Origin of the sequence: Seonamhaeicola sp. (assembly GCF_028281565.1) — a bacterium.
GTDB lineage: Bacteria > Bacteroidota > Bacteroidia > Flavobacteriales > Flavobacteriaceae > Seonamhaeicola.
This window is the reverse complement of the sequence record NZ_JANQJQ010000021.1, coordinates 313,637-339,518: the sequence shown is the minus strand read 5'-3', so window position 1 is coordinate 339,518 and position 25,882 is coordinate 313,637. Positions and strand designations below refer to the sequence as shown.

The following is a 25,882-nucleotide window of genomic DNA, read 5'->3' as shown; positions in this document are numbered from 1 at the left end:
TACTTTTAAAAAAGACTTATAAAGAAGGCCTATGCAGTTTAAAATTGAATCAGATTTTGGTCCGACCGGTGATCAACCCGAAGCTATAGAACAATTAGCAGAAGGCATTAATACCAACGAAAAATACCAGACTTTATTAGGCGTAACAGGTTCAGGTAAAACCTTCACCGTGGCCAATGTTATTGAAAAAGTACAAAGACCTACGTTGGTTTTAGCTCATAACAAAACTTTGGCGGCGCAATTATATTCTGAATTCAAACAGTTTTTCCCAAATAATGCGGTTGAGTATTTCGTGTCGTATTATGATTATTACCAACCCGAAGCCTATATTCCGGTTTCGGGCGTTTATATTGAAAAGGATCTGTCTATAAACGAAGAAATTGAAAAAATGCGATTGAGCACCACGTCTTCCCTACTCTCCGGTAGAAGAGATGTACTGGTAGTAGCGTCGGTATCTTGTTTGTATGGTATAGGCAACCCGGTAGAGTTTCAGAAAAATGTGGTCACGCTGGAAAGAGATCAGGAAATTTCCAGAACGAAGCTTTTACACCAACTCGTTCAAAGTTTATACTCAAGAACGGAAGCAGAATTTAACCACGGAAACTTCAGAATAAAGGGTGATACGGTGGATATTTTTCCGAGTTATGCCGATAACGCCTATCGTATTCATTTTTTTGGTGATGAGATTGAAGAGATAGAATCTTTTGACATTCAAACAAACCGGGTTATTGAAAAATATGATCGACTGAATATTTACCCGGCAAATATGTTTGTTACCTCTCCTGAGGTGTTACAAAATGCTATAAAGGATATTCAGGACGACCTGGTAAAGCAACATGATTATTTTAAAGAAATAGGCAAACACCTGGAAGCAAAACGCCTAAAGGAACGCACAGAATTTGATTTGGAAATGATCCGTGAATTAGGGTATTGCTCAGGTATTGAAAATTATTCCCGCTATTTAGACGGCAGACAAGCCGGATCAAGACCGTTCTGTTTACTAGATTATTTCCCGGATGACTTTTTAATGGTTGTTGACGAAAGCCATGTCACCATTTCACAAGTTCATGCCATGTACGGTGGTGATAGAAGCCGAAAAGAAAATCTGGTTGAATATGGTTTCAGACTCCCGGCGGCTTTAGATAACAGACCTTTAAAGTTCGAAGAATTTGAAGCGTTGCAAAATCAGGTCATTTATGTAAGTGCCACACCTGCTGATTACGAACTACAAAAAACCGATGGCGTTTATGTTGAACAGGTTATTCGCCCAACGGGGTTGCTGGATCCCGAGATTGAAGTACGTCCAAGTTTAAATCAAATAGATGATCTAATTGAAGAAATTCAGCTACGGGTTGAAAAAGACGAGCGCACCCTGGTTACCACGCTTACCAAACGCATGGCAGAAGAATTGACCAAGTATTTGGATAGAATTCAAATTCGCTGCAGATACATTCATAGTGACGTGGATACTTTAGAACGTGTAGAAATCATGCAGGATTTACGCAAAGGTCTATTTGACGTTTTGGTTGGTGTTAATTTGTTGAGAGAGGGGTTAGATCTACCGGAAGTATCTCTTGTTGCAATTTTGGATGCCGATAAAGAAGGCTTTTTAAGATCGGCGCGTTCACTGACACAAACTGTTGGCAGGGCTGCCAGAAACATTAACGGAAAAGCCATTATGTATGCTGATAAAATAACCAACAGTATGCAAAAGACCATTGATGAAACTAACTACAGGCGGGACAAACAAATGGATTACAACACGAAACATAATATAATACCAAAAGCTTTAAACAAAAGCCTCGATAATGCCCTGGCTAAAAATTCAGTAAGTACCTATAAATATGAAATGGACGCTTTAAAAGCTGCCGAACCGGAAAGCGACTACCTGAGCAAACCCGAATTAGAAAAAAAGATAAAGGAAAAACGCAAACAAATGGAGGCAGCTGCCAAAGCTTTGGATTTTATTGTTGCAGCTAAATTACGTGATGAAATTAAGGCCTACCAAAATAAACTGGAAAAGCTAAAAGTTTAAACTTTTAGCTTTTCCATTACCCAAAAGGGTTTCCACAACACTAATATAATATACTTAGCAGATTTTATTAATTGTATTGTGTTTTAAAAATATCAATCAACACGTCAGGGGGTACTATTTTATTCGGAAAACTTTCCATTAAATACAATACTTTGGTAATGGATTCATGACTTAATCCCATACGTAAACCAAAATTGTATAGCTTTATAACTCCGGAAGAATTATTTTCTCCTCCGTATTCCTGTTCAATATTCATTAGCAACACTAACCTATGAAACTGAACAATGCGTTCGCTATGTGACTTTAAATGGGTATAACTTACAGGGTGCTCTATCAAATATTCAAAATCTTCTCGCGAAATATCAAGCTGTTTTGCAACACCTAATAAAAAGTTATACTCTATTTCCTTTATGTCTTTATCATACTTTGCAAAAGCGATCATTTCAGATAAAAGACTCAATTTTTCGACTCTATTAATCATTATCGTGGGGATTAATTAATTACATTATAAAGGTACACAGAAGACCATTTTAATAATCGTGGATATAATGTAACTTATCGAAAAACAGGGCGTTTTTAATCGTAGTTTTTATTTAGTTCATCTCATTTTGACTTAAAAAAACAAAATAACCGGCCATTTTTCAAGTTAACTTCTCTTAGATGAATTTGCATTAATAATTTGAAAATCAACATTTTAACACTTTAAAACCCAATTCAAAAAGACTTAATATAGAATTAACTTTAAGGTAAACTGGTCAAAAACTCGAAAAACGCTAAAAAGGACCGGGTGTTACTGCAAAATCGATGAAATGCAAGGTGAGAACAAAAAAAGGAGCAACACCTGTTGCTCCTTTAATTATATAATATAAAAATGCCTTAAGACAATACTTCCTGTACTTTGTCAGCCGCTTCCTGGAACTCAGTAGCACTTAATACCGCTAAACCGGAATTATCAATTAATTCTTTTGCTATATCGGCATTGGTTCCCTGTAGACGCACAATAATAGGCACGTTAATATTACCCATGTTTTTATAGGCATCAATAACACCTTGGGCTACGCGATCACAACGTACAATACCTCCAAAAATATTGATCAGAATAGCTTTTACAGCAGGATCTTTTAAAATGATCTTAAAAGCAGCCTCAACACGAGCCGCATCTGCCGTACCTCCAACATCCAAAAAGTTGGCCGGCTCACCTCCTGCTTGTTTAATTAGATCCATGGTAGCCATGGCTAAACCGGCTCCGTTTACCATACAACCAACATTTCCGTCTAAATCAACATAATTCAAGCCAACCTCTTTAGCTTCAACTTCAATTGGGTTTTCCTCACGTAAATCTCTTAAATCTACATAATCCTTATGTCTGTAAAGCGCATTGTCATCAATAGTCACCTTAGCATCAACTGCCAAAATTTTATTATCGCTTGTCTTTAAAACCGGATTAATCTCAAATAAAGACGAATCAGATTTCACATAAGCCGTATAAAGTGCCGTGACAAATTTGGTCATTTCTTTAAAAGCAGTTCCCGATAAACCAAGGTTAAAAGCAACACGTCTGGCCTGGAATGGTAATAAACCAACAGATGGGTCAACCTCTTCCGTAAAAATTAAATGCGGTGTTTCTTCTGCAACTGTTTCAATATCCATACCGCCTTCAGTAGAATACATGATCATATTGCGTCCCGTTCCCCTGTTTAATAAAACAGACATATAGTATTCCTCTGTGTCACTTTCTCCCGGATAATAAACATCTTCAGCTACCAAGACCTGGTGTACTTTTTTACCTTCTGCAGAGGTCTGAGGCGTGATCAGGTTCATACCTATAATTTGGCCTGCCAGCGTTTCTACTTCCTGTAAATTTTTAGCAAGCTTAACGCCTCCACCTTTTCCACGTCCCCCAGCATGTACCTGTGCTTTAATTACATGCCAGCTGGTACCGGTTTCATTCGTTAATTGTTTTGCAGCAACAACAGCCTCATTTGCATTTTGGGCAACAATACCGCGTTGGATACGCACTCCAAAACTGCTTAATATTTCTTTACCTTGATATTCGTGTAAATTCATAATTTGCTCAATATTTTAAGAAAAGCAAATGTATGTAATAGCAATTACTTTCGCTAATATTTAAATGCGAAAACTATCAATATTTATAAAGTTTTTTCTAAAGTTAAATAATTAACAAATTGTTTAATTTGTATAATTTTTTAGTTATTTATTTTTTATTCGGTTGAATAAAATATCTTTGGCAAAAATTTGAAAACTATGACGGAAAATCAATTGCTTAAAATAGCACAAGATTTTGGAAGCCCTGTGTATGTATATGATGCAGAAAAAATTGAAGGGCAATATAAAAGGCTTACTAATGCTTTTAAAAGTGTAAAAAGTTTAAAAATAAATTATGCGGTCAAAGCATTATCAAATATATCCGTATTAAAACTTTTAAATAGTCTGGGCTCCGGTATTGATACCGTTTCCATACAAGAAGTACAACTTGGTTTGGCTGCCGGATTTACACCGGAACAAATTATTTTTACTCCTAACGGCGTTTCTTTGGATGAAATTGAAGAAGCCGCTAAATTAGGTGTAAAGATCAATATTGATAACCTTTCCATATTGGAACAATTTGGAACAAAACATCCTGATATACCCGTATGCATCCGTATCAATCCGCATGTCATGGCAGGAGGAAATGCTAAAATATCTGTTGGTCATATCGATTCTAAATTCGGGATCTCCATTCATCAGATTCCTCATATTTTACGTATTGTAGAGAATACCAGCATGACCATTAATGGTATTCACATGCATACCGGAAGTGATATTTTAGATATTGAAGTGTTCCTGTATGCCAGTGAAATATTATTTGAAACAGCTAAGCAATTCAAGAATTTAGATTTTATTGATTTTGGTTCCGGTTTTAAAGTCCCTTATAAAGCGGGTGATATAGAAACCAATATTGAAGAACTGGGTAAAAAACTATCGGCCAGGTTCAACGCATTTTGCAAAGAATACGGTAAAGAATTAACACTGGCTTTTGAACCGGGTAAGTTCCTTGTAAGCGAATCCGGACACTTTTTAGTTCAGGTGAATGCTGTTAAGCAAACCACGTCAACGGTTTTTGCTCAAGTTGATTCTGGTTTTAACCATTTAATAAGACCTATGTTCTATGGGTCTCACCATGATATTGTAAACATTTCAAACCCTAAAGGGCGTGAACGTTTCTATACCGTGGTAGGCTATATCTGTGAAACCGATACTTTTGGAAGCAACAGGCGTATTAATGAAATTAGCGAAGGGGATGTTCTATGCTTTAAAAATACCGGTGCCTACTGCTTTTCCATGGCAAGTAACTACAACTCCAGGTATAGACCCGCTGAAGTATTATGGTACAAAAACAAAGCACATTTAATTAGAAGAAGAGAAACATTTGATGATATTATCAAGAATCAAATTGAAGTAGATTTTACTTCAAAAAAAGAAAAAGAATTGGTTAAATAATCCAAGGTTAAATCTTAGTTAAAAATGCTCAACACATGTTGGGCATTTTTTTTACATATAAAAAAACCCTATATTTAGTATCGAAATCTATAATAGCAGACTACTTTCTCCCTTCCCTAATAGCAACAATTAACCCGATTGCCCTAGATTAATTTTAATACATAATGATGTTAGAATCGTTCTGACACGTGTATATATATTAATAATTTAAAACCAACCAAAATGAAAAAATTATTGTATTTAATGTTACTACTCCCCTTACTGGTAGTAGCACAGGAAAATGAATCCTTTTTATTAAACCTATCGGAGATTACCGTAAAAACAGGCCATGACGCCCAATTTGTTGAAGGTGTCAAAGCATGGAAAGAATGTTATCTGGAAAATAAGGGAGAAGACAACTGGAATATGTGGCGACGTGTCCAGGGAGAAGGCAATGTTTACACTATGACCAGTGTCATGGCTAATTGGGCTGAAATGGATGAAAAAGGCGACCCGGCAGGAAAGGAATGCAGAATGATTGTTGTTAACTTGATTATGCCTCATGTAGAAAGTGTGCATTATAATATAGCACGTTCTAAACCCGATGTCAGCAGAAGTGCTCCGATGCCTGAAGATACCGGATTGGTATGGGTCTATAGCGTACAGGTTAATAATTCTACCGATTTTAATGAGGTCGTATCCGAAATTAGTAAAGCGGTTAAAAAAGCCGAAGGAGACGGGCGAGGTACCTGGTATAACGTTATGGGAGGCGCACCGGAAGTTCCTCATTACTTTATCGGTATCCCATTTAAAAACTTTGCGGCCTTAGATGTTGAAAGGGATGGGGTTTGGAAGGTTTATGAAAAAGCCCATGGTAAATCTAAAACGGATGCGCTTAGAGCTAAATTCAGAGCTTGTGTAGACAAAGATTGGTCTTACATGTATACGCTCCAAAAAGAATTATCAAACTAAGTTTTTAAAATCCATATGATTCATAAAAAAGTCCATCTAAATTGTTGGACTTTTTTATGTGTACCTCTATTAAATACATTTTAAACCAAAAATAATTAACCACTAAACCAACCACAATGAAAACCACTTTAAAGCCTTTACTTTTCTCAATGCTTCTTTGTGTTATATCTTGTAAAGATGTACAAGTTGAAAAAAACATTACCATGTACTCCGATGTTTGGCCATTATGACATTTTTATTGGTTATTGCCCAGGGCAGTGGTGAACAATTTATTTATTTTCAGTTTTAAAACAAATAAATGATATTTGAGCTATTTGCATAACAAGAGTAATCTATGAAACAACAAGAAGAAGGACTAAAAAGGCGTATTGGTGTCATCGGTTTATCCGCCAACGTTGTAAATATCATTATAGGTGCCGGTATTTTTGCACTTCCGGCCATTATAGCATCCAAAATGGGAGCTTCCAGTATTATTGCCTATGCTTTTTGCGGTATTTTAATAGCGCTTGTCATGCTATGTTTTGCTGAAGCGGGAAGTAAAGTAACCAATACCGGAGGCCCCTATACTTATATAGAAACAGCCTTTGGAAATTATGCAGGCTTTTTAGGAGGCATTTTTGCTATTGGAGCAGCTTTGTTTGCTGATGCTGCCGTTTCAAATGCCCTGGTGAATATTTTAGCTACTGCGGTTCCTTTTTTTGAAAATGGTTATGTTCGCCTGTCTTTTCTTGTTCTTATTTTCTCAGGCTTTGTGTATGTTAATATTATAGGCATTAAACAAGGTATTGGCCTGGTGAAGTTCAATACTATAGCGAAACTTACACCGTTGCTGATATTAGTAACTATTGGATGGATTGGTGCCGATATGACCAACTTAAAAATGGATGGTTTTCCGGAAATAAAAACCATAGGAGAAACTTCGTTAATCTTATTTTTTGCTTTTCAGGGTGCAGAAACCGGATTGGTGGTTGGAGGTGAAGTTTTAAATCCGAAAAGGACGATCCCCAGGGCTATTTTTATTAGTATTTCGGTAGTCATAATAATGTATCTTTTAATTCAGTCCGTATCCCAGGGCTTGTTAGGAGATGAATTACCAAATTTTGAAGCAGCCCCCCTGGCGGAAGCAGCAAAAGTGGCCTTTGGGCCTATAGGCTTCTCCCTGCTGTTTATCGGTGCGGTTGTGTCTATGTTCGGGTTTTTAAGTGGGTCCATACTGAATAACCCACGTATATTGTACGCCCTGTCAAGAGATCGTGTTATCCCGATAAAAGCACTTTCTAAAATTCATAAAACGTTCGCTACGCCCCATATAGCAATAATCTGTTATGGAATCATTGGTTTTATATTGGCCGCCACCAGTAGTTTTAAAACGCTTGCTGTTATAGCCAGTAGTGCTATGTTGTTAGTTTATTTGGGCGTGGCCTTATCGGTCATCAAACTAAGAAGATCACAAAAAAAACATGATACAGCATTTAAAATTCCGGGAGGTTTCACAGTACCTGTACTATCCGTCATAATAATCCTGTATTTCCTATCTAATATTTCTGCTAAAGAAATGATCGGAACCACAATTTTTATCGGCGTTCTATCTCTGATCTTTCTGATAATTAAGGTCGCTTCAAAAAGAACGTAATTATTCTCTGAGCTTACCCTGAAACACCGATACTTTAGAATTAAACGGATTCCCGGAAGCACGCCTTAACATAACCACTTGTCCGCAATGCCATAAAGCATCCGATATTGGGCCATTAATAATATTCCAAAAAGGAACCGACGTAGCTTCAAACTTAAATGTTTCTTTCGAGTTTTTAAACGCATCCGATACCACTTTCAAATTTAAAAGTGTTTGTTTGCGTTTTTCAGCAAAATCTAATTCGCTTTTATTTTCGTCTTTATTATGTTCTAAAACACTATTTCTTATAAACCGTGATAATCCGTAAATATGGTCAATGGTTTCTTGTGAAGTACGACCGGATTCACTGGGTTTATAAGCCAAATCAATGGCTCTTAGCCCTTCTGTAGCCCAATAATACCTGAATCCAAGGCCATCAACCATTCTGGCTACTATTAAATTAGAATTGTAGGTTTCGGGATACGCCTCTATTTTGCTAAAAGGTAATGCTTCAGAATCGTTTTGAGAAAAGCTTGGGGTTGTTAATAACAAAACGAAAATTAAAATTAATCTATTCATCATTTAATTGCTGTTTATATAGTTCTATATTGGCTTTAATATCATCCTCTAACTCAGGTTCAGCTATATCAGTATATGTTTTAAGTGTATCGTAAATAATTTTAGCCACCATATATCTTGCTGATGGCTTATCATCTGCCGGAATGGTATACCAGGGGGCATATGGCTTTGATGTTCTGTTTATAGCCTCTTCGTAACACACTTGATATTTATCCCAAAGTTTGCGTTCCTTTAGATCGCCCGGAGAAAATTTCCAATTCTTTTCCTGTTTGTTCAGGCGTCTTAAAAGACGATACTTTTGCTCTTCTTTAGACAGGTTCAAAAAGAATTTAAAAATGATGGTTCCGTTATCAGCAATATGCTTTTCAAAGTTGTTTATTTGTTCAAATCTAGCATCCCAAAAGGCATCATTGATATCGTCTACCGAGTGAACCGCTGGTATATTTTCACTTAATATATAACCCGGATGTACCCTGGTAACCAATACATTTTCATAATGGGTTCTGTTAAAAACCCCAAATTTTCCTCTTTTAGGCAATGCAATATAGTGCCTCCAAATATAATCGTGTTTCAACTCTAATTCCGTAGGTACCTTAAAACTATGCACCTCGACGCCCCTAACATTAAAGTCTTTAAAAACCTCTCTGATCAAACTGTCCTTTCCAGCAGTATCCATACCTTGTAAACACACCAAAACGGCATACTTACCGTGGGCATACATAGTATCCTGAAGTTTTCCCAGTTTCTTTCTTATTTGCTTTAATTCTTTCTCGGCATCATCAATAATTACCCTGGTTGGCCTGTCTTTTAAGGAAATATTTGAAGTTACTTTATATTCACTCATATGGATTAAATTATATTTTCCCTAAAGATACTAAAACCCGTAGTATCTCAAATGCAAGAAAAAGTACATCATCATAACACCAAAACAGCCTAGAGAACAGAACTTCTATTACACCGGGATTATAAAATATCTAAGGAGACAAACTCTAATGTAAAAGAATCATTTATATTTTTTTAATAATGTTCTAATAGCAAGAATGATTAATATCAAGGAAACCACAACGAGAAAAAAAGGGAAATCTCCTGTCTCATTAATAGGTGTCGATTTAGGGTCAACAGGGCCACTAAAAGGTTTGCCTTTTTGCAATGAAATACAAATCATAATATCAAAATATAGTAAAGCTTAAAAAAAATAGTTAAACAAAAGTATCTAATATTTAAACACTCTAATTTTATAATTTCGATGAAATGCACGCCCATTAAATATGTTTTTTATACTTTTGAACGAACCTACTTACTAACCAACCCCAAATTACGATGAAAAAAGCCTACATTTTTTTACTCGCACTTTTAACGGTTTCACAGATTTTTGCACAGGATTTTTGTTCTGATGCCGATTCCAATCTGATATATGCCTATTCCAATGTAAAGGATGCCTACGAATCAAATAATTTAGATCATTTAAAGTATTATTCAGAAAAGTCCTTAAAGTCTTTTGAAAAGGCAAAAGTCAATTTAAAGCAATGCGGTTGCGAGTCCGCTTATAATTTGGCTTATAAAGGCGCAGAGTTATTGTCAAAAGTAGCACATGCCGAAACTTTTGAAGATGGTCGCTTCTTTGTAAAAAGAGCCAAAGAAATTGGGCAACAAACCATAACCGCCTTAAATGAATTTACAGCTGAAGCCGGTGCAGGTAAAGCCGATGAATTAAATGCCTTGCAGATTGAAAAAGAACGATTGGAGCAACAGCGGCTTGAATTAAAACGAAAAGAGGAAGCTATTGCCAAAAAGCTGGAGGAGCAAAAAGTAAAGGCTTCTAACCTTGAAAAAGAAAAACTTATTAAAAAATATGAAGAAGCCCTATCTTTAAATATTGAAACTTATAATGAACTTTTAAGAAGGTACGGAAGCAGTTCTGAGCTTTCTGTCAGCAATAAAAGTAAAGATGAATTATTAAGTGAGGAACCTGAAGACATTAAAGCTTACTTCATTGATAATATTAAAAAAGTAACCAATTCCTATTTAGCGGAATTGAATAACATTTAAAAAATGTCATTCTGAACGCAGTGAAGAATCTCTTAATTAGTTTTGTGAAAGATGCTTCACTGCGTTCAGAATGACAAACAGCTTTTTATTTTACTTTGCCGCAAAAAGTTTTACATCCTGTTCACTGACTTCACTACCTCCAAGAATGATCAAACGTTCAACTACATTTCGTAGTTCACGAATATTACCCGTCCAGTCATAGTCTTGAAGCAACTTGATGGCCTTGTCTGAAAATGCTTTTTTAGCGGTTCCCTGCTCTCCTGCTATTTTATCAGCAAAATGATTTACTAATAACGGAATATCATCCCGTCTTTCATTTAAAGCCGGTACTTTAATAAGTATGACCGCTAACCTGTGATACAGGTCTTCCCGGAATTTACCGTCTTCTATTTCCTTTTTTAAATTTTTGTTGGTTGCTGCTATGACGCGTACATTCACTTTGATGTCTTTATCACTTCCAACACGTTGAATTTTGTTTTCCTGCAATGCCCTGAGCACCTTTGCTTGCGCCGACAAGCTCATATCACCAATCTCGTCCAGAAAAATAGTACCGCCATTGGCCGCTTCAAATTTTCCGGCTCTGTCTTTAGCAGCACTTGTAAAAGCACCCTTGACATGACCGAACAATTCACTTTCAATCAATTCACTTGGTATGGCAGCACAATTTACCTCAATCATATTACCTTTGGAACGTTCACTCTTTTCATGCAGCCAATGCGCTACAATTTCCTTACCGGTACCGTTTGGCCCTATAATTAAAACACGGGCATCTGTTGGTGCTACTTTTTCAATAATGTCCTTTATTTGAGAAATGCCTTCACTCTCGCCTACCATTTCATACTTCTTACTGACCTTTTTCTTTAGTATTTTGTTTTCTACAACTAACTCTTTTCGGTCTAAGGCGTTTCTAACCGTATTCAGTAACCTGTTTAAATCCGGTGGTTTCGATATATAATCATAGGCTCCCAAACGCATGGTATTTACAGCCGTATCCAGATCACCATGACCGGAAATCATGACAATAGGAATTTCAGGTTTTATCTTTTTAACGGCTTCCAGTACTTCAACACCATCCATTTTTGGCATCTTAATATCACAAAGCACTAAATCGAAATCATCATTTTTTATTTTTTCTATTCCGGCCAAACCATCTTCGGATTCTTCTACCTGATAGGTGTCACTTTCTTCGGAAAGAATTTTAACAAGTACTCTTCTAATAGCCGCTTCGTCTTCAATTACTAATATTTTAGGCATTCTTATGGGTTTTGATTATACAGATACACATCTCTTTGCGGAAACGGTATCTTAATATTATTCTCATTAAATGTTTTGTCTATTTTATAACGCAAATCACTTTTTATAAGTGGTACGTTAAAACTATCGCTTATATAGAAATGCAATTTAAATTTTAAAGCACTATCGCCAAAATCCTCAAATAATACAATAGGCTCGGGATTGTTTAAAATAGCTTCTTCCTGAACCGCTATTCCTAAAAGCAATGCTTTCACTAAATCAACATCCGTACCATAAGCTACACCAACCTCAACAAATTCCCTGGTCACCACATTATTTTGGGTCCAGTTGTATAAAATTTCGGTTAAAAATTTATGATTAGGAATTACAAGGATCTTATCATCATTGGTCACCGCTTTCGTAGTTCGTAAATTTATCTCGGTAACCTTTCCCACTTTTTTATCTATTTCAATAACATCATTTATAGCCACCGTTCTATCGACTAAAATAAAAATACCGGAAATAATATCCTGAAACAGCTTCTGCATGCCCAGACCAATACCGACAAACAATGCTGTAGAGGCTGCCAAAATAGCTGTTACCTGAACTCCGGAAGAGTCTAAAGCAACTACAATTACCACACAAAAAATGAGGTATTTTAAAAAGGAGAAGACAGCTTTAAACCTGTATTTATCTTCTTCCTTTAATTTTCTGGTTGTAAAGACTCTTATAGCCTTTAACATCAAATGGGTTAGAAAAAGTACAACGATCAAAAGCACCACTGTACCTACAGTGATTCTAATGGTTTCATCAGCATTTTCAATGAGTACTTTAGATAAAAATTCTTTTATTGTCTCCATTAACTTAGTATTTCATCCACTTAATCAGTTCTTTATAACCTGGTTTTTTACCGTACATTAATATACCAACCCTGTAAATTTTTGCTGCGAACCACACTGTAAACATAAAAGTTCCTATTAAAATTAATAGTGATAATAATTGTTGCCATATGGGAACACCAAACGGAATCCGCATAAGCATCACCACCGGGGATGTTAAAGGTATATATGAAAATACCGTTGAAACGGTACCATGCGGATCTTCAATAACGGTAAAAATACCAATATAAACTGCCAGAATTAAGGGCATTAAAATGGGCAACATAAATTGCTGGGTGTCGGTTTCATTATCCACGGCGGCTCCAATGGCAGCATACAAGGAGCTGTATAACAAATAGCCACCAATAAAGAAAAAAATAAAGGCTACAATGAGGTTCATTAAAGGCATATTAGTTAAAGCCTGTTTAAATGATTCGAAATAGAATTCCACGCCCTCACGTTGTGATGCCATTTCCATAAGTTCTTGTTGCGGCATTGAAGAATCTATTAAACTTATTCCTAAAACAAGAGAAACAATGGTCATTAAAAGGCCTCCGAATATCACCCAAATAACAAATTGTGTAATGCCCGCCAGGGATGTTCCGATAATCTTCCCTAACATAAGCTGCACCGGTTTTACCGAAGAAATGATCACCTCAATAATTCTGCTGGTCTTCTCTTCAATAACACTACGCATGATCATGTTCCCGTAAATGATGATGAACATGAACAACAAATAACCCGCGGCACAACCAAAAATAAGTTTAATGATGCTATCCACTTTTGAAGATTCCTCACCTGAAAAATTCTCTTGTCCAATATTTATATAGACTTTGGAGGCTTCTATTTTTGAAATATCAATGTCGGCTTCTTCAAGTTTTAAATTGGTAAAGTGATTTCCAAGTTTTTCTTCCAGGTCTGTAATTAGCGGTAATGATGGTGATTCCTCGGAATAAAACTTAATATGCTTTGAAACAGAGTCCAGATCCGTAAACTTTTCTATATGAAGTAACCCGTAACTAGAACTTTCATCCACCAGTTCTTTGGCAACGTCTAAGGACATCCCTTCCAGGGGATCATAAGTTGTCTTATCCGTGCTTTTAAAAACGTCTTTAACCAAACCGGATTCATCTAATATGGATATGACCCTTACTTTTTCACTATTAAGATTAGATAAATAGGCCACAACCGCAATAAGTGCTATCATGATAATAGGACTTAAAATAGTCATTATTATAAACGATTTGTTTTTAACCTTGGTTAAATATTCCCGTTTTATGATGAGTGGAAGGTGGTTCATAATTAATTATTCTGTACGGTTTGAATAAAGATATCGTTAGCACTTGGTATGACTTCTACAAAATGGTTAATATGTGCCCGTTGGTTTAAAAATGAGATCAGGTCCTGGGCAGATCCACCATTTTCAAGCTTAATATTTAATTTTAGATCATCATTTAACGACTTAAAACTAGCTTCGGAAACCGTAAATTTTTCGGTCAAACTCGATTTTAAAGCCGATTTGTTTTCAGCCTCCAGGCCTACTTCAAACGTATTGGTTTTGTACTGTCTTTTTATATCGGTCAGTTTCCCTTCCAGTATTTTGTTCGACTTATGAATTAAAGCAATATCATCACACAATTCCTCGACAGATTCCATTCTGTGGGTTGAAAAAATAACTGTAGCGCCTTCTTCACGCAAGCGCAGGATTTCGTCTTTAATTAAATTAGCATTTATGGGATCGAAACCGGAAAAAGGTTCATCAAAGATCAATAGTTTAGGTTGGTGTAAAACGGTTACTACAAACTGTATTTTTTGAGCCATTCCCTTTGAAAGTTCCTGTATTTTCTTGTTCCACCAATCCCCTATTTCCAAACGGTCAAACCAATATTTTAAGCGTTGTTTCGCTTCGGCTTTACTTAAGCCTTTTAGTTGTGCTAAATACAAGGCCTGCTCTCCTACTTTCATAGATTTATACAGTCCGCGCTCCTCCGGTAAATACCCAATATCTTTTATATGTGAAGGGTTCAGGGAATCACCGTCTAAATGTACGGTTCCGGAATCCGGCATAGTAATTTGGTTGATGACTCTGATCAAGGTCGTTTTTCCTGCACCATTAGGCCCCAAAAGCCCAAAAATACTCCCTTTAGGAACCTGTATTGATACGTTATTGAGTGCTTTAAAGTCTCCAAAATTTTTAGAAACTTCATGAACTTCTAATAAGTTGCTCATACTTTTTTAAACAGTCTTGTTGGTTTGTAAATATATTAAATGTTTGTCTGAGACTTTTAGGAATAGTTACAAATTAATCATTTAATAAACATTAGGTATTCAGAGGGAAACTCAATGCAAGCCCTTACATATAAATTCTTATACAGAAAAATACAAAACAGACCCCGCTCTATTGCGGGGTTAATTCAACTTACGATGTTGGGAACCTTTAAAGGCTCCCCAACATAGAGTTTCATTAAAACAAAACCCATCCTTAAAACAATATTAAGGATGGGAAAAAAATTGCTATGAAAAAGAAAAATTACCACTAATATAAATTAGTGATACATCAAATATAGTTCTTTTTTCAATACTTTTAACATTTATAGCCTATAACTTGTATTTTAATCGTTTAAAGGTTTTAATAAGAAATACCTGATCAGTACTTAAAACACTGGTCTTAAGAGAACATATCTTTTACTTTTTCAAAGAATGATTTATCCGAACTTTCCGGTTTAGGCTCAAAATGTTCATCTTCTCTCATATTTTCGAAAAATTCCCGCTGTTGTTTGCTCAATGTTTTTGGGGTCCATACATTCACATGCACCAATAAGTCACCTTTTCCGTAACCGTTAATACTGGGGATCCCTTTTCCGCGTAAGCGTAATATTTTACCGGATTGCACGCCGGCTTCCACTTTAATACGCACCTTTCCGGTAACCGTATCTATTTCTTTGGAAGTTCCTAAAACAGCATCCGGATAACTCACATACAGATCGTAATGTAAATTATCGCCTTCCCGCTGTAATTTATCATGCACCTCTTCTTCAATAACCACTAAAATATCACCTGAAATACCATTCCCCGGAGCTTCGTTCCCTTTTCCCGACACTTTAAGCTGCATACCATCTACCACACCGGCAGGTATTTTTATTGAAACCGTTTCTTCCGTAACTTTTAAACCCTGGGCATCAGCGTCAGCCGGTTTCTTATCAATGATTTCACCTGTACCTCCACAGACATTACAGGGTGATGACGTTTGCATTCTACCTAAAATCGTATTGGCTATACGGGTTACCTGTCCGGTACCATTACAGGTAGAACAGGTTTTGTACGTGGTTCCAGGTGCTTTAACTTTACGCTTAACCTTTATTTTCTTTTCAACACCATTGGCAATCTCTTCCAGTGTTAATTTTACGCGAATACGAAGATTACTTCCCTTGACCCTGCGTTGGCCGCCACCACCGCCAAAACCGGAAAATCCGCCACCAAAAGCACCACCGAAAATATCACCAAACTGACTGAATATGTCTTCCATATTCATGCCACCGCCACCAAAGCCGCCGCCATTTTCAAAGGCCTGATGACCAAACTGATCGTATCTGGCTTTTTTATCGGCATCACTCAATACCTCATAGGCTTCAGCAGCTTCTTTAAATTTTGCTTCGGCTTCTTTATCATCCGGATTCTTATCCGGGTGAAATTCTATCGCTTTTTTCCGATATGCCTTTTTAATTTCAGAAGCACTGGCGCCTTTGCTAACGCCTAATACCTCGTAATAATCTCTTTTTGCCATGTTCTTTTTTTATTGCCCGATAACCACTTTAGGGAAACGAATTACTTTATCCCCTAACTTATAGCCTTTCTCAATAACATCAATGATCTTGCCTTTTAAATCTTCAGCAGGAGCAGGGATTTGAGTCACCGCTTCATGATCGTCTGCATTAAAATCGTCTCCTTTTTCCACTTTTATTGGTGCCAGTCCTTTTTGCTCCAAGGTTGATAACATTTTTTGATAAATAAGCACCACGCCCTTACGCAATTCTTCAGCTTCTTTATCTTCTTCAATATGCATTAAGGCTCTCTCAAAATCATCAATAACAGGTAGTAAGGCAACCATAACTTCTTCACTGGCCGTTTTAAACAAATCTAGGCGCTCTTTTGATGTGCGCTTTTTATAGTTTTCAAACTCAGCGAATAATCGCAAGAACTTATCTTTTTCCTGCTTTACTTCTTCGTGAAGCTTTTCTTCAACGGTTAGTGTCTCTACCGGTTCTTCAACTTGCTCCTCTACTTCAACAGTCTCAGTCTGTGCAGACTCCATCTGTTCTTGTTCCATATCTGTATTTTTATCTTTTTTGCTCATCGCTAAATTTAATTTAAGCCATTACTAAAATGAATTGGCAAAAGTACTGCCATTATTATAAAAATGTCAAAATGTCACCAATTATTTTTTAATTTTTTTTGTAAAAGCAATTAACTAACTTTACCCATAGAACACTAAAATTTAAATCATGAAAAAAAGTCTTTTATCTATTTGTATTATGGCAACTATAACCGTCATGGTTTTTGGTTGCAAAGACAAAGCTAAAGAAGCTGAAACCAAAGCCGCCGAAGAAACAGCCGTTGCTGAAGCGTCTTCTGAAAAATACACCGCCAATGTTGCGGAATCTTCTATTCAATGGCAAGGTTTTAAACCCACCGGGAAACACAACGGCACTATTAATATTGCTAAGGGGGCTTTTGATGTAAGCGATGGCAAAATAGCCAGCGGCAGTTTTACTATTGATATGAACTCTATTGTTGACCTGGATATGCCTGCTGATGATGAATACAATGCTAAATTAGTTGGGCATTTAAAAAGCGCTGACTTTTTTGATGTTGAAAAATTTCCAACAGCGACCTTTGAAATTACCGGTGTTGAAGAAAGTGAAGGTAAAACCATGCTTTCCGGTAATTTAACTTTAAAGGAAAAAACCAACAACATAACATTTCCAGTGAATGTTTCTACAGCAGACAACGCCTTAACACTTACCAGTGAAACCTTTACCATAGACCGTTCCAAATGGGATGTAAAGTATGGCTCAAAATCATTTTTTGATGATTTAGGAGATAAGTTTATTAATGATGACATCGAGTTAACCGTATCTGTAAAAGCAACAAAATAATAACTTTTTAAAGTTTATTTATGCTATCAAACCACTTTATGACTATAGAGTGGTTTTTATTTTTTTAAAATTAAAAATCATGAAGCGCTTTTTAACCATCATCTTACTTGTTTCCATTTTTCTTTCCTGTCAATCTGCAAAAAAACAGACAAATCCGGACACTGAGCAATGGATTTCTCTGTTTAATGGAAAGGATCTAACGGGTTGGGATATTAAATTTTCAGGGCATGAGTTAAACGACAATTACAAGGAAACCTTCTTTGTTCAGGACAGTATGCTAAGAATCAGTTATGACAAGTATGAAAACTTTGATGATAAATTTGGGCACATGTACTACAAAACGCCCTTCTCTTATTACAAACTAAGTTTTGATTATCGTTTTACCGGTGAACAAATACCGGGAGGGTCTCATTGGAATGTCAGGAACAGCGGCGTCATGTTGCATTCACAGTCAGCGACAAGTAATGAAATCGGGCAAACCTTTCCGGTATCTGTAGAATTGCAATTATTAGGCGGACTGGGCGAAGAAGACAGAACCACCGGTAATATTTGCACACCCGGAACCGCTGTTGTTATGAACGACGCTATTAATTTTGACCATTGTATAAAATCAAATTCCAAAACCTATCATGGGGACCAGTGGGTGCATGTAGATGCTACGATTATGGGTGGCGAATCCATGGAATTCATTATTAATGGCGAATCTGTGCTACGTTTTGAAAAGCCTCAAATAAATGGTGGTTTTATTAATGAAAATCAACAAGGCAAAGATTGGGAACATGCTAAAATTATTGAAAACAGAGACGACTGGATCGCTAAAAAAGGCACTATTTTAACTGAGGGTTATATTGCTTTACAAGCGGAAAGCCATCCCATTGATTTTAAAAACATAAAGCTATTGGACCTTTGTGGCTGCATGGATAAAAAAGCTAAAAACTACAAGTCTTATTATGTAAAGGACAAGCCTGAGAGTTGTGAGTATTGATGCTGAATCATTCTCAATTTCCATTATTTTTGTTGGTATGCTATGCTACCCTAAATATGAGGGAATCAAATGAAAAGAAAGTCTTCTTTTTTTACTTCTACACGTGAAAAACGCCTTTGGTTTTGGGCCTTTGCTGTTTTTGCAGCTATTTTTTCAACACTTTTCATTGGACAACCTTTAGCAAATCAATCAAGAGATCAAAACGTACAGGCTGTCTTTTTTGTTTTTGGAATGTTACTGATTGCAATAGCAGTGGTAATGCATGGATTAAAAACGAAACCAAGCAAAATTGAATTAACGATTATTTTGGGAATCATTGCGGTTTATGTTATGTTTATTTTTAGGCTAGGCGCTCCCGAACGCAGTCACCTGATAGAATATAGTATACTAACCATTTTCATACATAAAGCCCTTACCGAAAGGGCAAATCAAAGAAAACTAATGCTTAAACCTGCTTTTTTCGCATTGGCACTTACCATATGCATAGGAGCATTTGATGAAACTATCCAATTGGTTTTACCAAATCGTGTGTTCGACCCTATAGACATCTTGTTTAACGGAATAGCGGCAACCATGGCCATTGCTTCCAGTCTAATTTTAATTTGGGTACGTGAACATGTTACAAATCGGAAAAAACAATAAAATAATCATAGCACAATCCTACCTCGTTACCATTAAAACCAGTGTAACGAAACTAAAAAAACGCCTGATACTGCAGCACCCTAAAATCAAAGGTGGTGAAAATCTGAAATTTAGAACTCATAATAAGATGAGGTGTTTTTTTTGTAAATTTGTTTAAATAAAATAGAAAAATGGACATTCAAACAACAAAATTAATGTTACTCAAAATTATCTTGGAAAATGAGAATTCTGAGTTTATTCAGCGTGTGGCTGATTTTGTTAAAAAGGAAACACCTGATTTTTGGAATGAATTAAGTTTATCTGAACAAAAGGAAATTAAACAAGGCATTAAGGAATTAGAAGATGGTCAAAGAGTTTCCTATGAATCTTTCCTAAAGAAAATTTCTTAGTGGAATGAAAGTATTCCTATCTGCATTGGCAGAATCCAAACTTTTAGCACTTTCGGAATATTTGTTAGACAATTGGGATTTAAAGACTCGGAACAAGTTTATTTCCAAACTAAAGGAAAAAATTGAACAAATCTCTGAACAACCAGACAGCTGCCCTAAATCATCTGAATTTGACAATCTTTATAAATGTGTTGTTACCAGGTAAACCACATTTTACTACAGGGTATTAGTTGAAAAGAATGAAATAGAAATCATTACAGTTTTTGATACCAGGCAACACCCGGAAAAGCTGAAAAAAGATTTAAAATAAAGGATTAAAAACTCACAAACAAACCTAAAAAAACTCCCGATACTGCCTCACTCTAAAATCAAAAGTGGTGAAATCGGGATTTTTAGCTTTTAATTCCTGATATAACTTCATACTGCCAATGGCTCGGTTGGCACTACCGGAAGCTGAGGTTAGGGAGACGGTTTTTATTAAACGAGATTCTTCACTACGTTCAGAATGACATAGGGAAAATTGATGGATTCTTGGAATGTCATTATTCACCAATGCTAATTTCAAGCCATAATCTTTGATATGTTTTCTAAAAAAATATTCAGGGCCGTTTTTGCTATTGCCGCCGGTAAATAAAATAGTGTCAATATTTGGATACTGTTTTAAATAACCAACAACGTCGCGCAGTTTAATATTGGTCATTCCTAAATCGGAGGCATCCACCTTTTCGCGTTCCGCACTTGCAACAATATCACAAACGCCTATTTTGTGCTTGATCAAAAACTGTTTACGTTCTTCAATGGCTTCCAGTGAATTATCATAACGCAAACCTAAATTGTGGATCTTATCAATGTATAGCCATAAGGAATTGTAATAACTACCATAGCAGAAATTTACGTCCTTTTCCAATAAGTCACCCGTTGAAAATCGGGGCGGCGGTAAGGTTCCTACGATCAATTTGGTGGTATCCTCTTGTATAAATGGCGGGTATGGATGTTTGTGTATAAACATGTGGCTTTTTAGTACATGAATATACACAAATATTCCATGTTCTTCTTGATATAATCACGCTTGGTGTGATCACTCGATGTGACAAGGTGGCTATTTTTTCCATTTGTCAGTTCGAGTGTTTTTTTCGTAAAGCATTGGAGAAAAAAATGTATCGAGAACCTTGGTTTGACGGAGACCTAACGGATTTGATATGGTCTGATCAATTACTTCTCGATACAATTTCTCGTATCTCAAAATCACTCGAAGAGACATTTACTTATTTATTTCTTATCCCCAAAACCTCTAGCCCTTGGTATTTGTGTACCACTTTGGTAGCTATCTCCGGTATAGTCATCGAAGAAACGGTAATAGTTCGGATACCCATATTTAGCTTCGAGCTTATGACGTTCATCGCGCCATTTTTTGAACTTTTTAGTAGCTTCCTGTTGGTCACCAATTAAAAAGAAATAATCGTTTTTAGAAACCACATTTCCCGAAGCATCCGTGAGCTCAAGCTCCACAAAGAAACGCTTATCTACCTTACTTAAAACATCGGCAGAGATATCCTCAAATTTTAAAGCACTGTTCGCTTTAACCGTACCAATTTTAAAGGTTTGAGATTTTAGTTTTTTACCATGATCGTCCTTAAGCACAATACTTGCCTTACAGCCGCTATAGTCTTTAAACAAATCATTGATCACCCATAATTCACCAATAAACGGTTCTTCTTTAGACCACCTACGCTTTTTAAACCCAAGGTTAATCAATAAGGGTTGGTAAGCCTTTTTTACAAAATTATAAGAACGTTTCGGCTCCTGGTAATTGTCTATAATACCCCATTTCATATCCGGCCAATAGGTTATATAATGACACAGTGCGATACCACTTAAGTTTGGTTTTTGTCTTCTAAAATATTCAATCCCGTTTTGGAATATAATCCCTTGAGTATCTTGAGAGGCATTCACAAATTCCTCTAAAGACCCCGTCATTTCGTCACCAAACACATCCCAGTTTTGCATACGCAAGCGCACCAAATCGGCCCAGTGATGCCCCCAACTTAATCCTGGCGTCCACAACTCCTCCTCAGGAATAAACTTCTTCAAACTTTTCACAGAAGGTACGGAAGTGATGGCAAATTCAGGTATAATGGGATATTCCAGGGTTTGCAACCAATCTTCGTGAAGGAAGGTCCCCATGCCATAGAAGTACCTTAAAGCATGTTTTGCTTCTTTTGGTTTAAATCCGGCTTCCTGAGACACTTCACAAGTCAATGGAGAATCCGGTACATAAGGTAACCTGGCATAAGCCTGTAACGAATCTCCCAAGCGTTCCAAAAAGGCCCTTCCAAAGTTAGGATCCCGTGTTCTTAACATCATTTCTTCACCACCTTCCATCATAATCAACGACGGATGGTTTCTGCGTTCCTTGATCACACGAACGCCTTCATTAAAAATTTCGGCAAGTACTTTTTCATCATTTGGAATATTACCGGTTCCTAGCGGAATAATGTCCTGCCAAACGGTAATACCCATTTCGTCACAATACTGGTAAAATTCAGGGATCTCAGGGGGATGCCACCCAAAGATTCTAATATTATTCATATTGGCTTCTTTAGCCATCTGAATCAGTTTTTTGTATTCATGGATATTGGTTCTACCAACAAAGATGTCTGGCGGACCTCCCCAACAAGCAGATCGAATGAAGTGGAATTTACCATTGATATAGGTAGACCTCGGGAAACTTACATCAACATCTTTTACAAACCCGGGATTCCATTTGGAAGTGACTTCACGGATACCGAAGGTAGTTTCATTAAAATCCTGATTGATCTCCCCATCCTTTAAGGAGATCCTTAGCTTATATAAATTGGGTTTTCCCATATCCCAGGGCCACCATAATTGCGGATCTTTAATATGAATATCATGCTCCACTTTATGGATTCCAGGTCTTACTACAGCCGAAAACTTCACCGTCTTTACATCCGAACTAAAGTTTTTGCCTTCAACCGTAGCGATAAAGTTCATGGTTTTAGCTTTGGCTTCGGTATTTTCAACGGTCAGTTCCAATTTCACGTTGGCCGAGCCATCTTTATTGATGGAAGTATTGGCATACACATCTTCAAAGCGTACTTTTCCTGAGGATACCATTTTCACTTTTCTATGGATCCCAAAAGGCGCCAAATCCCTCCAGTAATCCCCAAACCAAGGGGTCTTTTTACCGGCAACCAAAGCATTCACCTGCGGAGGTGGATCCAACTTAACCATAAGCATATTGGTACTTGGTAATCGTTTTTTTGCGATGCGCAAATAATCCGTAACATCAAATGAAAAACCAGAAAAAGCACCTTCATGCCTTCCTAAGTGATGACCATTCAACCAGACATCGCAGGCATAGTCCACACCCTCAAATACGATTTTAACCACCTTATTATCTACAGACTCTGTTACGTTAAACTGATAGGAGTACCACCATTCGTATTGTTGTACCCATTGGGCTTTGACACTATTTCTTCCAAAATAGGGGTCTTCAATGACACCTGCTTTCCATAAGTCGGTGTAAACATCACCAGGAACTTTGGCGTGGTTCCACACATGGGTTTCAATATCTTCAGGTGGGATTTTATGCAATCCTTTTTTAACCCCTTCCCCGGGAAGCATCATTTTCATGGTCCATTTTACTCCACTTAGGTCCCGAACCAATTGACTGTTCTCTTCATGGGAAATTACGGTATTGGGTTGACCAAATGCCGTTACGGCCATAAAAAATAGTAGTGTACATAATTTTAGTTTAGTTAACATTTTCATTTTTTTTCTTTTTATCTCGGGTAAAATTATAACTATGGAATACAAAATTACATGACATTGATCATTTTTAAATCATATATGAAATATATTTTTATATACAAAAACTATACAGGTCTTACTAAATTTAAAATATTTTTATTATTTTGATGAAAATCAATTAATTATGGGAAAAGGCGATAAAAAATCCAGACGCGGAAAAATAACAAATGGTACTTACGGTGTAAGACGTCCGCGAAAAAAGAAGGTTAAAACAGTGGTAAAAAAAGCTACAACTAAAGCCAAAAAAGCTAAGGCTGAAGCCAAATAATCAAGGTGTCTTCGTCCTATTTTGACAGGAATCACCTGAAGTGATGTTCTAATTATAGTGTTTGCAATACTTTTTCAGCCTCTAAAATAGTAGTTCTATACAAGCGCCTATTGGGCCTGGTCATGTGTTGGGCTTCAGAAGCTATAGCTTCCAGTATGTCTTTGGCTTCCGTGTTCTTATTTCTGCTTAACAAAAACTTCGCATAAATTAGACGTTCGTTATAAAACGAAAAACGAACATCAATACATTTTAAATTGTCCTCGGCATCATCTGGTTTCCCTTCTTTTTCTAGTGCCAATCCGTACAAAAATTGCGTTCTGGACTTTTTAAATTCAGAATGCGTTTTTATACTTTCGGCATATTCTAAAACACCTTTGTAATCTCCTAACTTGTAAAACGCCTCTATCATATTTTTGATAACATAAAAGTCGTTTTGAAAATTCCCATCCAAGGCATCTTTATAATGCCTTATAGCATTTTCATAATCACTGTTTTCTAAATAGGCATCAGCTAAATTCACCCGGTTTTGATACGATTCTGAAAACGCTAACTGCTTTTCCAAATCTTTGATCTTTTTAGTTGGATTGATGATATGTGTGATCTCACTCGTAATTTTTTCAGCATCGCGCTTATTGTAAACCTGGGTGACCAAATAAATAATAGACCCAACAACCGGAAGAAATAAGATCAAAAATACCCAATAGTACGGATTTCTGTATTTAATCATATGATAAATACAATAGCCCTGAAGGAAAAGAATTAAATAGTACCACATAGACTATCTAATAAAAACCAGCTCAGTATCAGACGACATGTCTTCACTAAAACCGTAGCCTTCATAATTAAAGCCTTTTACATCATCAAGCGTATTGGCATTGGTATCAATAATATAGCGTGTCATATAGCCTCTGGCCAGTTTGGCAAAGGTCATAATGGTTTTATATTGTCCGTTTTTAAAGTCTTTGAAATTAGCTGTAACCACCGGCACTTTTAAAGCCTTGGCATCAATGGCTTTAAAGTACTCATTACTGGCCAGGTTCAGGAATAGTTCATTATCATCCAATTCATCATTTAAAGCTGATGTAATGGTCTTTTTCCAGAACTCATATAAGTTTTTGTTTTTCCCTACAGGAAATTTGGTTCCCATTTCCAGACGGTATGGTTGAATTAAATCAGTTGGTTTAAGCAAGCCATATAGCCCTGAAATGATACGAATCGTATCCTGAAGTTTTTCCAGTTTGTCCTGCGGTATGGTATAAGCATCTAACCCTCTGTAAACATCACCGCTAAACGCATAAACAGCAGGCCTTGCATTATCTGCCGTAAAGGGTAATTGCCAATCCTGATTGCGTTGATAATTTAACTGCCCCAACGCATCTGAAATACTCATAAGTTTTGATAAACTTCTGGCAGATTTCTTTTTTAACAGTTTATTTAAGCGTTCCGCTTGTTTTAAAAAACAGGCTTCGGTATTTAATGTGGTTGGTAATTCACTTTCAAAATTAAGTGACTTGGCAGGTGACAGTACTAGTTTCATAAATATAGGCTTCTTTGTCATTTCCGTGAAGACGGAAATCTTTTCATAATAAAACCAAAGTTACAACTACTAAAAGACTTTTGAAAATAAGATTACAATCTTGAATTTGTAGAAACTTTCGACTAATTCACCTTTATCAGTTTGGTTGCCATTTATTATTATTGAGTTGCATTATAACAATAATAAACCCTAAATAAATGACTTTGCTAAACTAAGGGCTAGCGCTCGACTCTCTC

The 25,882-nt window shown here is 36.5% G+C and carries 25 protein-coding genes; 11 read left to right on the top strand and 14 right to left on the bottom strand.

Annotated elements, in window-relative coordinates:
- The first annotated feature begins 31 nt into the window (after positions 1–31).
- Positions 32–2,035 carry an excinuclease ABC subunit UvrB gene (gene uvrB, locus Q0983_RS11245; RefSeq protein WP_299552913.1) on the top strand — a complete coding sequence of 668 codons (2,004 nt, stop codon included), beginning with the start codon at positions 32–34 and terminating at the stop codon, positions 2,033–2,035.
- A 67-nt stretch (positions 2,036–2,102) separates the two neighbouring features.
- On the opposite strand, the gene Q0983_RS11240 is transcribed toward uvrB, so the two are convergent.
- Both Q0983_RS11240 and sucC read right to left on the bottom strand, forming a co-directional pair.
- Positions 2,103–2,516, bottom strand: coding sequence for a TerB family tellurite resistance protein (locus Q0983_RS11240; protein WP_299552910.1), 414 nt, complete (start codon positions 2,514–2,516; stop codon positions 2,103–2,105).
- Positions 2,517–2,911: 395 nt separating this feature from the next.
- Complete coding sequence (sucC, locus tag Q0983_RS11235) at positions 2,912–4,102, bottom strand: ADP-forming succinate--CoA ligase subunit beta (RefSeq protein ID WP_299552908.1); 1,191 nt, start codon at positions 4,100–4,102, stop codon at positions 2,912–2,914.
- Between the two features lie 198 nt (positions 4,103–4,300).
- On the opposite strand from sucC, the gene lysA reads away from it, so the two are divergent.
- From lysA to Q0983_RS11220, 3 genes are all read left to right on the top strand, one after another.
- A complete protein-coding gene (gene lysA / locus Q0983_RS11230) occupies positions 4,301–5,536 on the top strand; it encodes a diaminopimelate decarboxylase (RefSeq protein WP_299552905.1) in 1,236 nt (411 codons plus the stop codon).
- Between the two features lie 222 nt (positions 5,537–5,758).
- Positions 5,759–6,487, top strand: a complete 729-nt coding sequence (locus Q0983_RS11225) for a hypothetical protein (RefSeq protein ID WP_299552902.1) — start codon at positions 5,759–5,761, stop codon at positions 6,485–6,487.
- 334 nt (positions 6,488–6,821) lie between these two features.
- Positions 6,822–8,120, top strand: coding sequence for an APC family permease (locus tag Q0983_RS11220; protein WP_299552899.1), 1,299 nt, complete (start codon positions 6,822–6,824; stop codon positions 8,118–8,120).
- On the opposite strand, the gene Q0983_RS11215 is transcribed toward Q0983_RS11220, so the two are convergent.
- The gene (locus Q0983_RS11215) at positions 8,121–8,681 is read right to left on the bottom strand and encodes a hypothetical protein (RefSeq protein WP_299552896.1); all 561 of its coding nucleotides are present in this window, start codon (positions 8,679–8,681) and stop codon (positions 8,121–8,123) included.
- Entirely contained in the window at positions 8,671–9,522 is an 852-nt protein-coding gene (locus Q0983_RS11210; RefSeq protein ID WP_299552893.1) for a PPK2 family polyphosphate kinase, read from the bottom strand. Before Q0983_RS11210 ends, Q0983_RS11215 begins: the two co-directional genes overlap by 11 nt.
- Before the next feature lie 476 nt (positions 9,523–9,998).
- On the opposite strand from Q0983_RS11210, the gene Q0983_RS11205 reads away from it, so the two are divergent.
- On the top strand, positions 9,999–10,727 hold the full coding sequence (locus Q0983_RS11205) for a hypothetical protein (RefSeq protein ID WP_299552891.1): 729 nt from the start codon (positions 9,999–10,001) through the stop codon (positions 10,725–10,727).
- A 90-nt stretch (positions 10,728–10,817) separates the two neighbouring features.
- On the opposite strand, the gene Q0983_RS11200 is transcribed toward Q0983_RS11205, so the two are convergent.
- From Q0983_RS11200 to Q0983_RS11175, 6 genes are all read right to left on the bottom strand, one after another.
- On the bottom strand, positions 10,818–11,981 hold the full coding sequence (locus tag Q0983_RS11200) for a sigma-54 dependent transcriptional regulator (protein WP_299552889.1): 1,164 nt from the start codon (positions 11,979–11,981) through the stop codon (positions 10,818–10,820).
- Between the two features lie 2 nt (positions 11,982–11,983).
- Positions 11,984–12,820 (bottom strand): mechanosensitive ion channel domain-containing protein, encoded by an 837-nt coding sequence (locus Q0983_RS11195; protein WP_299552886.1) that lies wholly within the window; start codon positions 12,818–12,820, stop codon positions 11,984–11,986.
- Positions 12,821–12,824: 4 nt separating this feature from the next.
- Positions 12,825–14,138 carry an ABC transporter permease gene (locus tag Q0983_RS11190; protein WP_299552883.1) on the bottom strand — a complete coding sequence of 438 codons (1,314 nt, stop codon included), beginning with the start codon at positions 14,136–14,138 and terminating at the stop codon, positions 12,825–12,827.
- A gap of 2 nt (positions 14,139–14,140) precedes the next feature.
- On the bottom strand, positions 14,141–15,067 hold the full coding sequence (locus tag Q0983_RS11185) for an ABC transporter ATP-binding protein (RefSeq protein ID WP_299552880.1): 927 nt from the start codon (positions 15,065–15,067) through the stop codon (positions 14,141–14,143).
- Between the two features lie 439 nt (positions 15,068–15,506).
- Positions 15,507–16,622: a molecular chaperone DnaJ gene (dnaJ, locus tag Q0983_RS11180; protein WP_299552877.1), complete on the bottom strand. Its 1,116-nt coding sequence runs from the start codon at positions 16,620–16,622 to the stop codon at positions 15,507–15,509.
- Between the two features lie 9 nt (positions 16,623–16,631).
- Entirely contained in the window at positions 16,632–17,192 is a 561-nt protein-coding gene (locus Q0983_RS11175; protein ID WP_299552875.1) for a nucleotide exchange factor GrpE, read from the bottom strand.
- 148 nt (positions 17,193–17,340) lie between these two features.
- Between Q0983_RS11175 and Q0983_RS11170 the strand changes: the two genes are divergently transcribed.
- From Q0983_RS11170 to Q0983_RS11150, 5 genes are all read left to right on the top strand, one after another.
- A complete protein-coding gene (locus Q0983_RS11170) occupies positions 17,341–17,994 on the top strand; it encodes a YceI family protein (protein ID WP_299552872.1) in 654 nt (217 codons plus the stop codon).
- A 79-nt stretch (positions 17,995–18,073) separates the two neighbouring features.
- Positions 18,074–18,979 carry a DUF1080 domain-containing protein gene (locus tag Q0983_RS11165; RefSeq protein ID WP_299552869.1) on the top strand — a complete coding sequence of 302 codons (906 nt, stop codon included), beginning with the start codon at positions 18,074–18,076 and terminating at the stop codon, positions 18,977–18,979.
- Positions 18,980–19,048: 69 nt separating this feature from the next.
- Positions 19,049–19,621: a VanZ family protein gene (locus Q0983_RS11160; protein WP_299552867.1), complete on the top strand. Its 573-nt coding sequence runs from the start codon at positions 19,049–19,051 to the stop codon at positions 19,619–19,621.
- Positions 19,622–19,791: 170 nt separating this feature from the next.
- Positions 19,792–20,010: a hypothetical protein gene (locus Q0983_RS11155; protein ID WP_299552864.1), complete on the top strand. Its 219-nt coding sequence runs from the start codon at positions 19,792–19,794 to the stop codon at positions 20,008–20,010.
- 4 nt (positions 20,011–20,014) lie between these two features.
- Positions 20,015–20,215: a type II toxin-antitoxin system RelE/ParE family toxin gene (locus Q0983_RS11150; protein ID WP_299552863.1), complete on the top strand. Its 201-nt coding sequence runs from the start codon at positions 20,015–20,017 to the stop codon at positions 20,213–20,215.
- A 129-nt stretch (positions 20,216–20,344) separates the two neighbouring features.
- On the opposite strand, the gene Q0983_RS11145 is transcribed toward Q0983_RS11150, so the two are convergent.
- Positions 20,345–21,019 (bottom strand): uracil-DNA glycosylase family protein, encoded by a 675-nt coding sequence (locus Q0983_RS11145; protein ID WP_299552861.1) that lies wholly within the window; start codon positions 21,017–21,019, stop codon positions 20,345–20,347.
- 260 nt (positions 21,020–21,279) lie between these two features.
- Positions 21,280–23,796: a sugar-binding domain-containing protein gene (locus tag Q0983_RS11140; RefSeq protein WP_299552858.1), complete on the bottom strand. Its 2,517-nt coding sequence runs from the start codon at positions 23,794–23,796 to the stop codon at positions 21,280–21,282.
- A 169-nt stretch (positions 23,797–23,965) separates the two neighbouring features.
- Between Q0983_RS11140 and Q0983_RS11135 the strand changes: the two genes are divergently transcribed.
- Complete coding sequence (locus Q0983_RS11135) at positions 23,966–24,109, top strand: 30S ribosomal protein THX (protein WP_299552856.1); 144 nt, start codon at positions 23,966–23,968, stop codon at positions 24,107–24,109.
- A 52-nt stretch (positions 24,110–24,161) separates the two neighbouring features.
- On the opposite strand, the gene Q0983_RS11130 is transcribed toward Q0983_RS11135, so the two are convergent.
- Positions 24,162–24,836 (bottom strand): hypothetical protein, encoded by a 675-nt coding sequence (locus Q0983_RS11130; protein ID WP_299552853.1) that lies wholly within the window; start codon positions 24,834–24,836, stop codon positions 24,162–24,164.
- 51 nt (positions 24,837–24,887) lie between these two features.
- Positions 24,888–25,646, bottom strand: a complete 759-nt coding sequence (gene yaaA / locus Q0983_RS11125) for a peroxide stress protein YaaA (RefSeq protein ID WP_299552850.1) — start codon at positions 25,644–25,646, stop codon at positions 24,888–24,890.
- Between the last annotated feature and the right edge of the window lie 236 nt (positions 25,647–25,882).

What these genes read in the sequence shown, in the direction of transcription:
- uvrB (WP_299552913.1), top strand. Translation starts at nt 32, where the DNA reads ATGCAGTTTAAAATTGAATCAGATTTTGGTCCGACCGGTGATCAACCC.
- Q0983_RS11240 (WP_299552910.1), bottom strand. Translation starts at nt 2,516, where the DNA reads ATGATTAATAGAGTCGAAAAATTGAGTCTTTTATCTGAAATGATCGCT.
- sucC (WP_299552908.1), bottom strand. Translation starts at nt 4,102, where the DNA reads ATGAATTTACACGAATATCAAGGTAAAGAAATATTAAGCAGTTTTGGA.
- lysA (WP_299552905.1), top strand. Translation starts at nt 4,301, where the DNA reads ATGACGGAAAATCAATTGCTTAAAATAGCACAAGATTTTGGAAGCCCT.
- Q0983_RS11225 (WP_299552902.1), top strand. Translation starts at nt 5,759, where the DNA reads ATGAAAAAATTATTGTATTTAATGTTACTACTCCCCTTACTGGTAGTA.
- Q0983_RS11220 (WP_299552899.1), top strand. Translation starts at nt 6,822, where the DNA reads ATGAAACAACAAGAAGAAGGACTAAAAAGGCGTATTGGTGTCATCGGT.
- Q0983_RS11215 (WP_299552896.1), bottom strand. Translation starts at nt 8,681, where the DNA reads ATGATGAATAGATTAATTTTAATTTTCGTTTTGTTATTAACAACCCCA.
- Q0983_RS11210 (WP_299552893.1), bottom strand. Translation starts at nt 9,522, where the DNA reads ATGAGTGAATATAAAGTAACTTCAAATATTTCCTTAAAAGACAGGCCA.
- Q0983_RS11205 (WP_299552891.1), top strand. Translation starts at nt 9,999, where the DNA reads ATGAAAAAAGCCTACATTTTTTTACTCGCACTTTTAACGGTTTCACAG.
- Q0983_RS11200 (WP_299552889.1), bottom strand. Translation starts at nt 11,981, where the DNA reads ATGCCTAAAATATTAGTAATTGAAGACGAAGCGGCTATTAGAAGAGTA.
- Q0983_RS11195 (WP_299552886.1), bottom strand. Translation starts at nt 12,820, where the DNA reads ATGGAGACAATAAAAGAATTTTTATCTAAAGTACTCATTGAAAATGCT.
- Q0983_RS11190 (WP_299552883.1), bottom strand. Translation starts at nt 14,138, where the DNA reads ATGAACCACCTTCCACTCATCATAAAACGGGAATATTTAACCAAGGTT.
- Q0983_RS11185 (WP_299552880.1), bottom strand. Translation starts at nt 15,067, where the DNA reads ATGAGCAACTTATTAGAAGTTCATGAAGTTTCTAAAAATTTTGGAGAC.
- dnaJ (WP_299552877.1), bottom strand. Translation starts at nt 16,622, where the DNA reads ATGGCAAAAAGAGATTATTACGAGGTATTAGGCGTTAGCAAAGGCGCC.
- Q0983_RS11175 (WP_299552875.1), bottom strand. Translation starts at nt 17,192, where the DNA reads ATGAGCAAAAAAGATAAAAATACAGATATGGAACAAGAACAGATGGAG.
- Q0983_RS11170 (WP_299552872.1), top strand. Translation starts at nt 17,341, where the DNA reads ATGAAAAAAAGTCTTTTATCTATTTGTATTATGGCAACTATAACCGTC.
- Q0983_RS11165 (WP_299552869.1), top strand. Translation starts at nt 18,074, where the DNA reads ATGAAGCGCTTTTTAACCATCATCTTACTTGTTTCCATTTTTCTTTCC.
- Q0983_RS11160 (WP_299552867.1), top strand. Translation starts at nt 19,049, where the DNA reads ATGAAAAGAAAGTCTTCTTTTTTTACTTCTACACGTGAAAAACGCCTT.
- Q0983_RS11155 (WP_299552864.1), top strand. Translation starts at nt 19,792, where the DNA reads ATGGACATTCAAACAACAAAATTAATGTTACTCAAAATTATCTTGGAA.
- Q0983_RS11150 (WP_299552863.1), top strand. Translation starts at nt 20,015, where the DNA reads ATGAAAGTATTCCTATCTGCATTGGCAGAATCCAAACTTTTAGCACTT.
- Q0983_RS11145 (WP_299552861.1), bottom strand. Translation starts at nt 21,019, where the DNA reads ATGTTTATACACAAACATCCATACCCGCCATTTATACAAGAGGATACC.
- Q0983_RS11140 (WP_299552858.1), bottom strand. Translation starts at nt 23,796, where the DNA reads ATGTTAACTAAACTAAAATTATGTACACTACTATTTTTTATGGCCGTA.
- Q0983_RS11135 (WP_299552856.1), top strand. Translation starts at nt 23,966, where the DNA reads ATGGGAAAAGGCGATAAAAAATCCAGACGCGGAAAAATAACAAATGGT.
- Q0983_RS11130 (WP_299552853.1), bottom strand. Translation starts at nt 24,836, where the DNA reads ATGATTAAATACAGAAATCCGTACTATTGGGTATTTTTGATCTTATTT.
- yaaA (WP_299552850.1), bottom strand. Translation starts at nt 25,646, where the DNA reads ATGAAACTAGTACTGTCACCTGCCAAGTCACTTAATTTTGAAAGTGAA.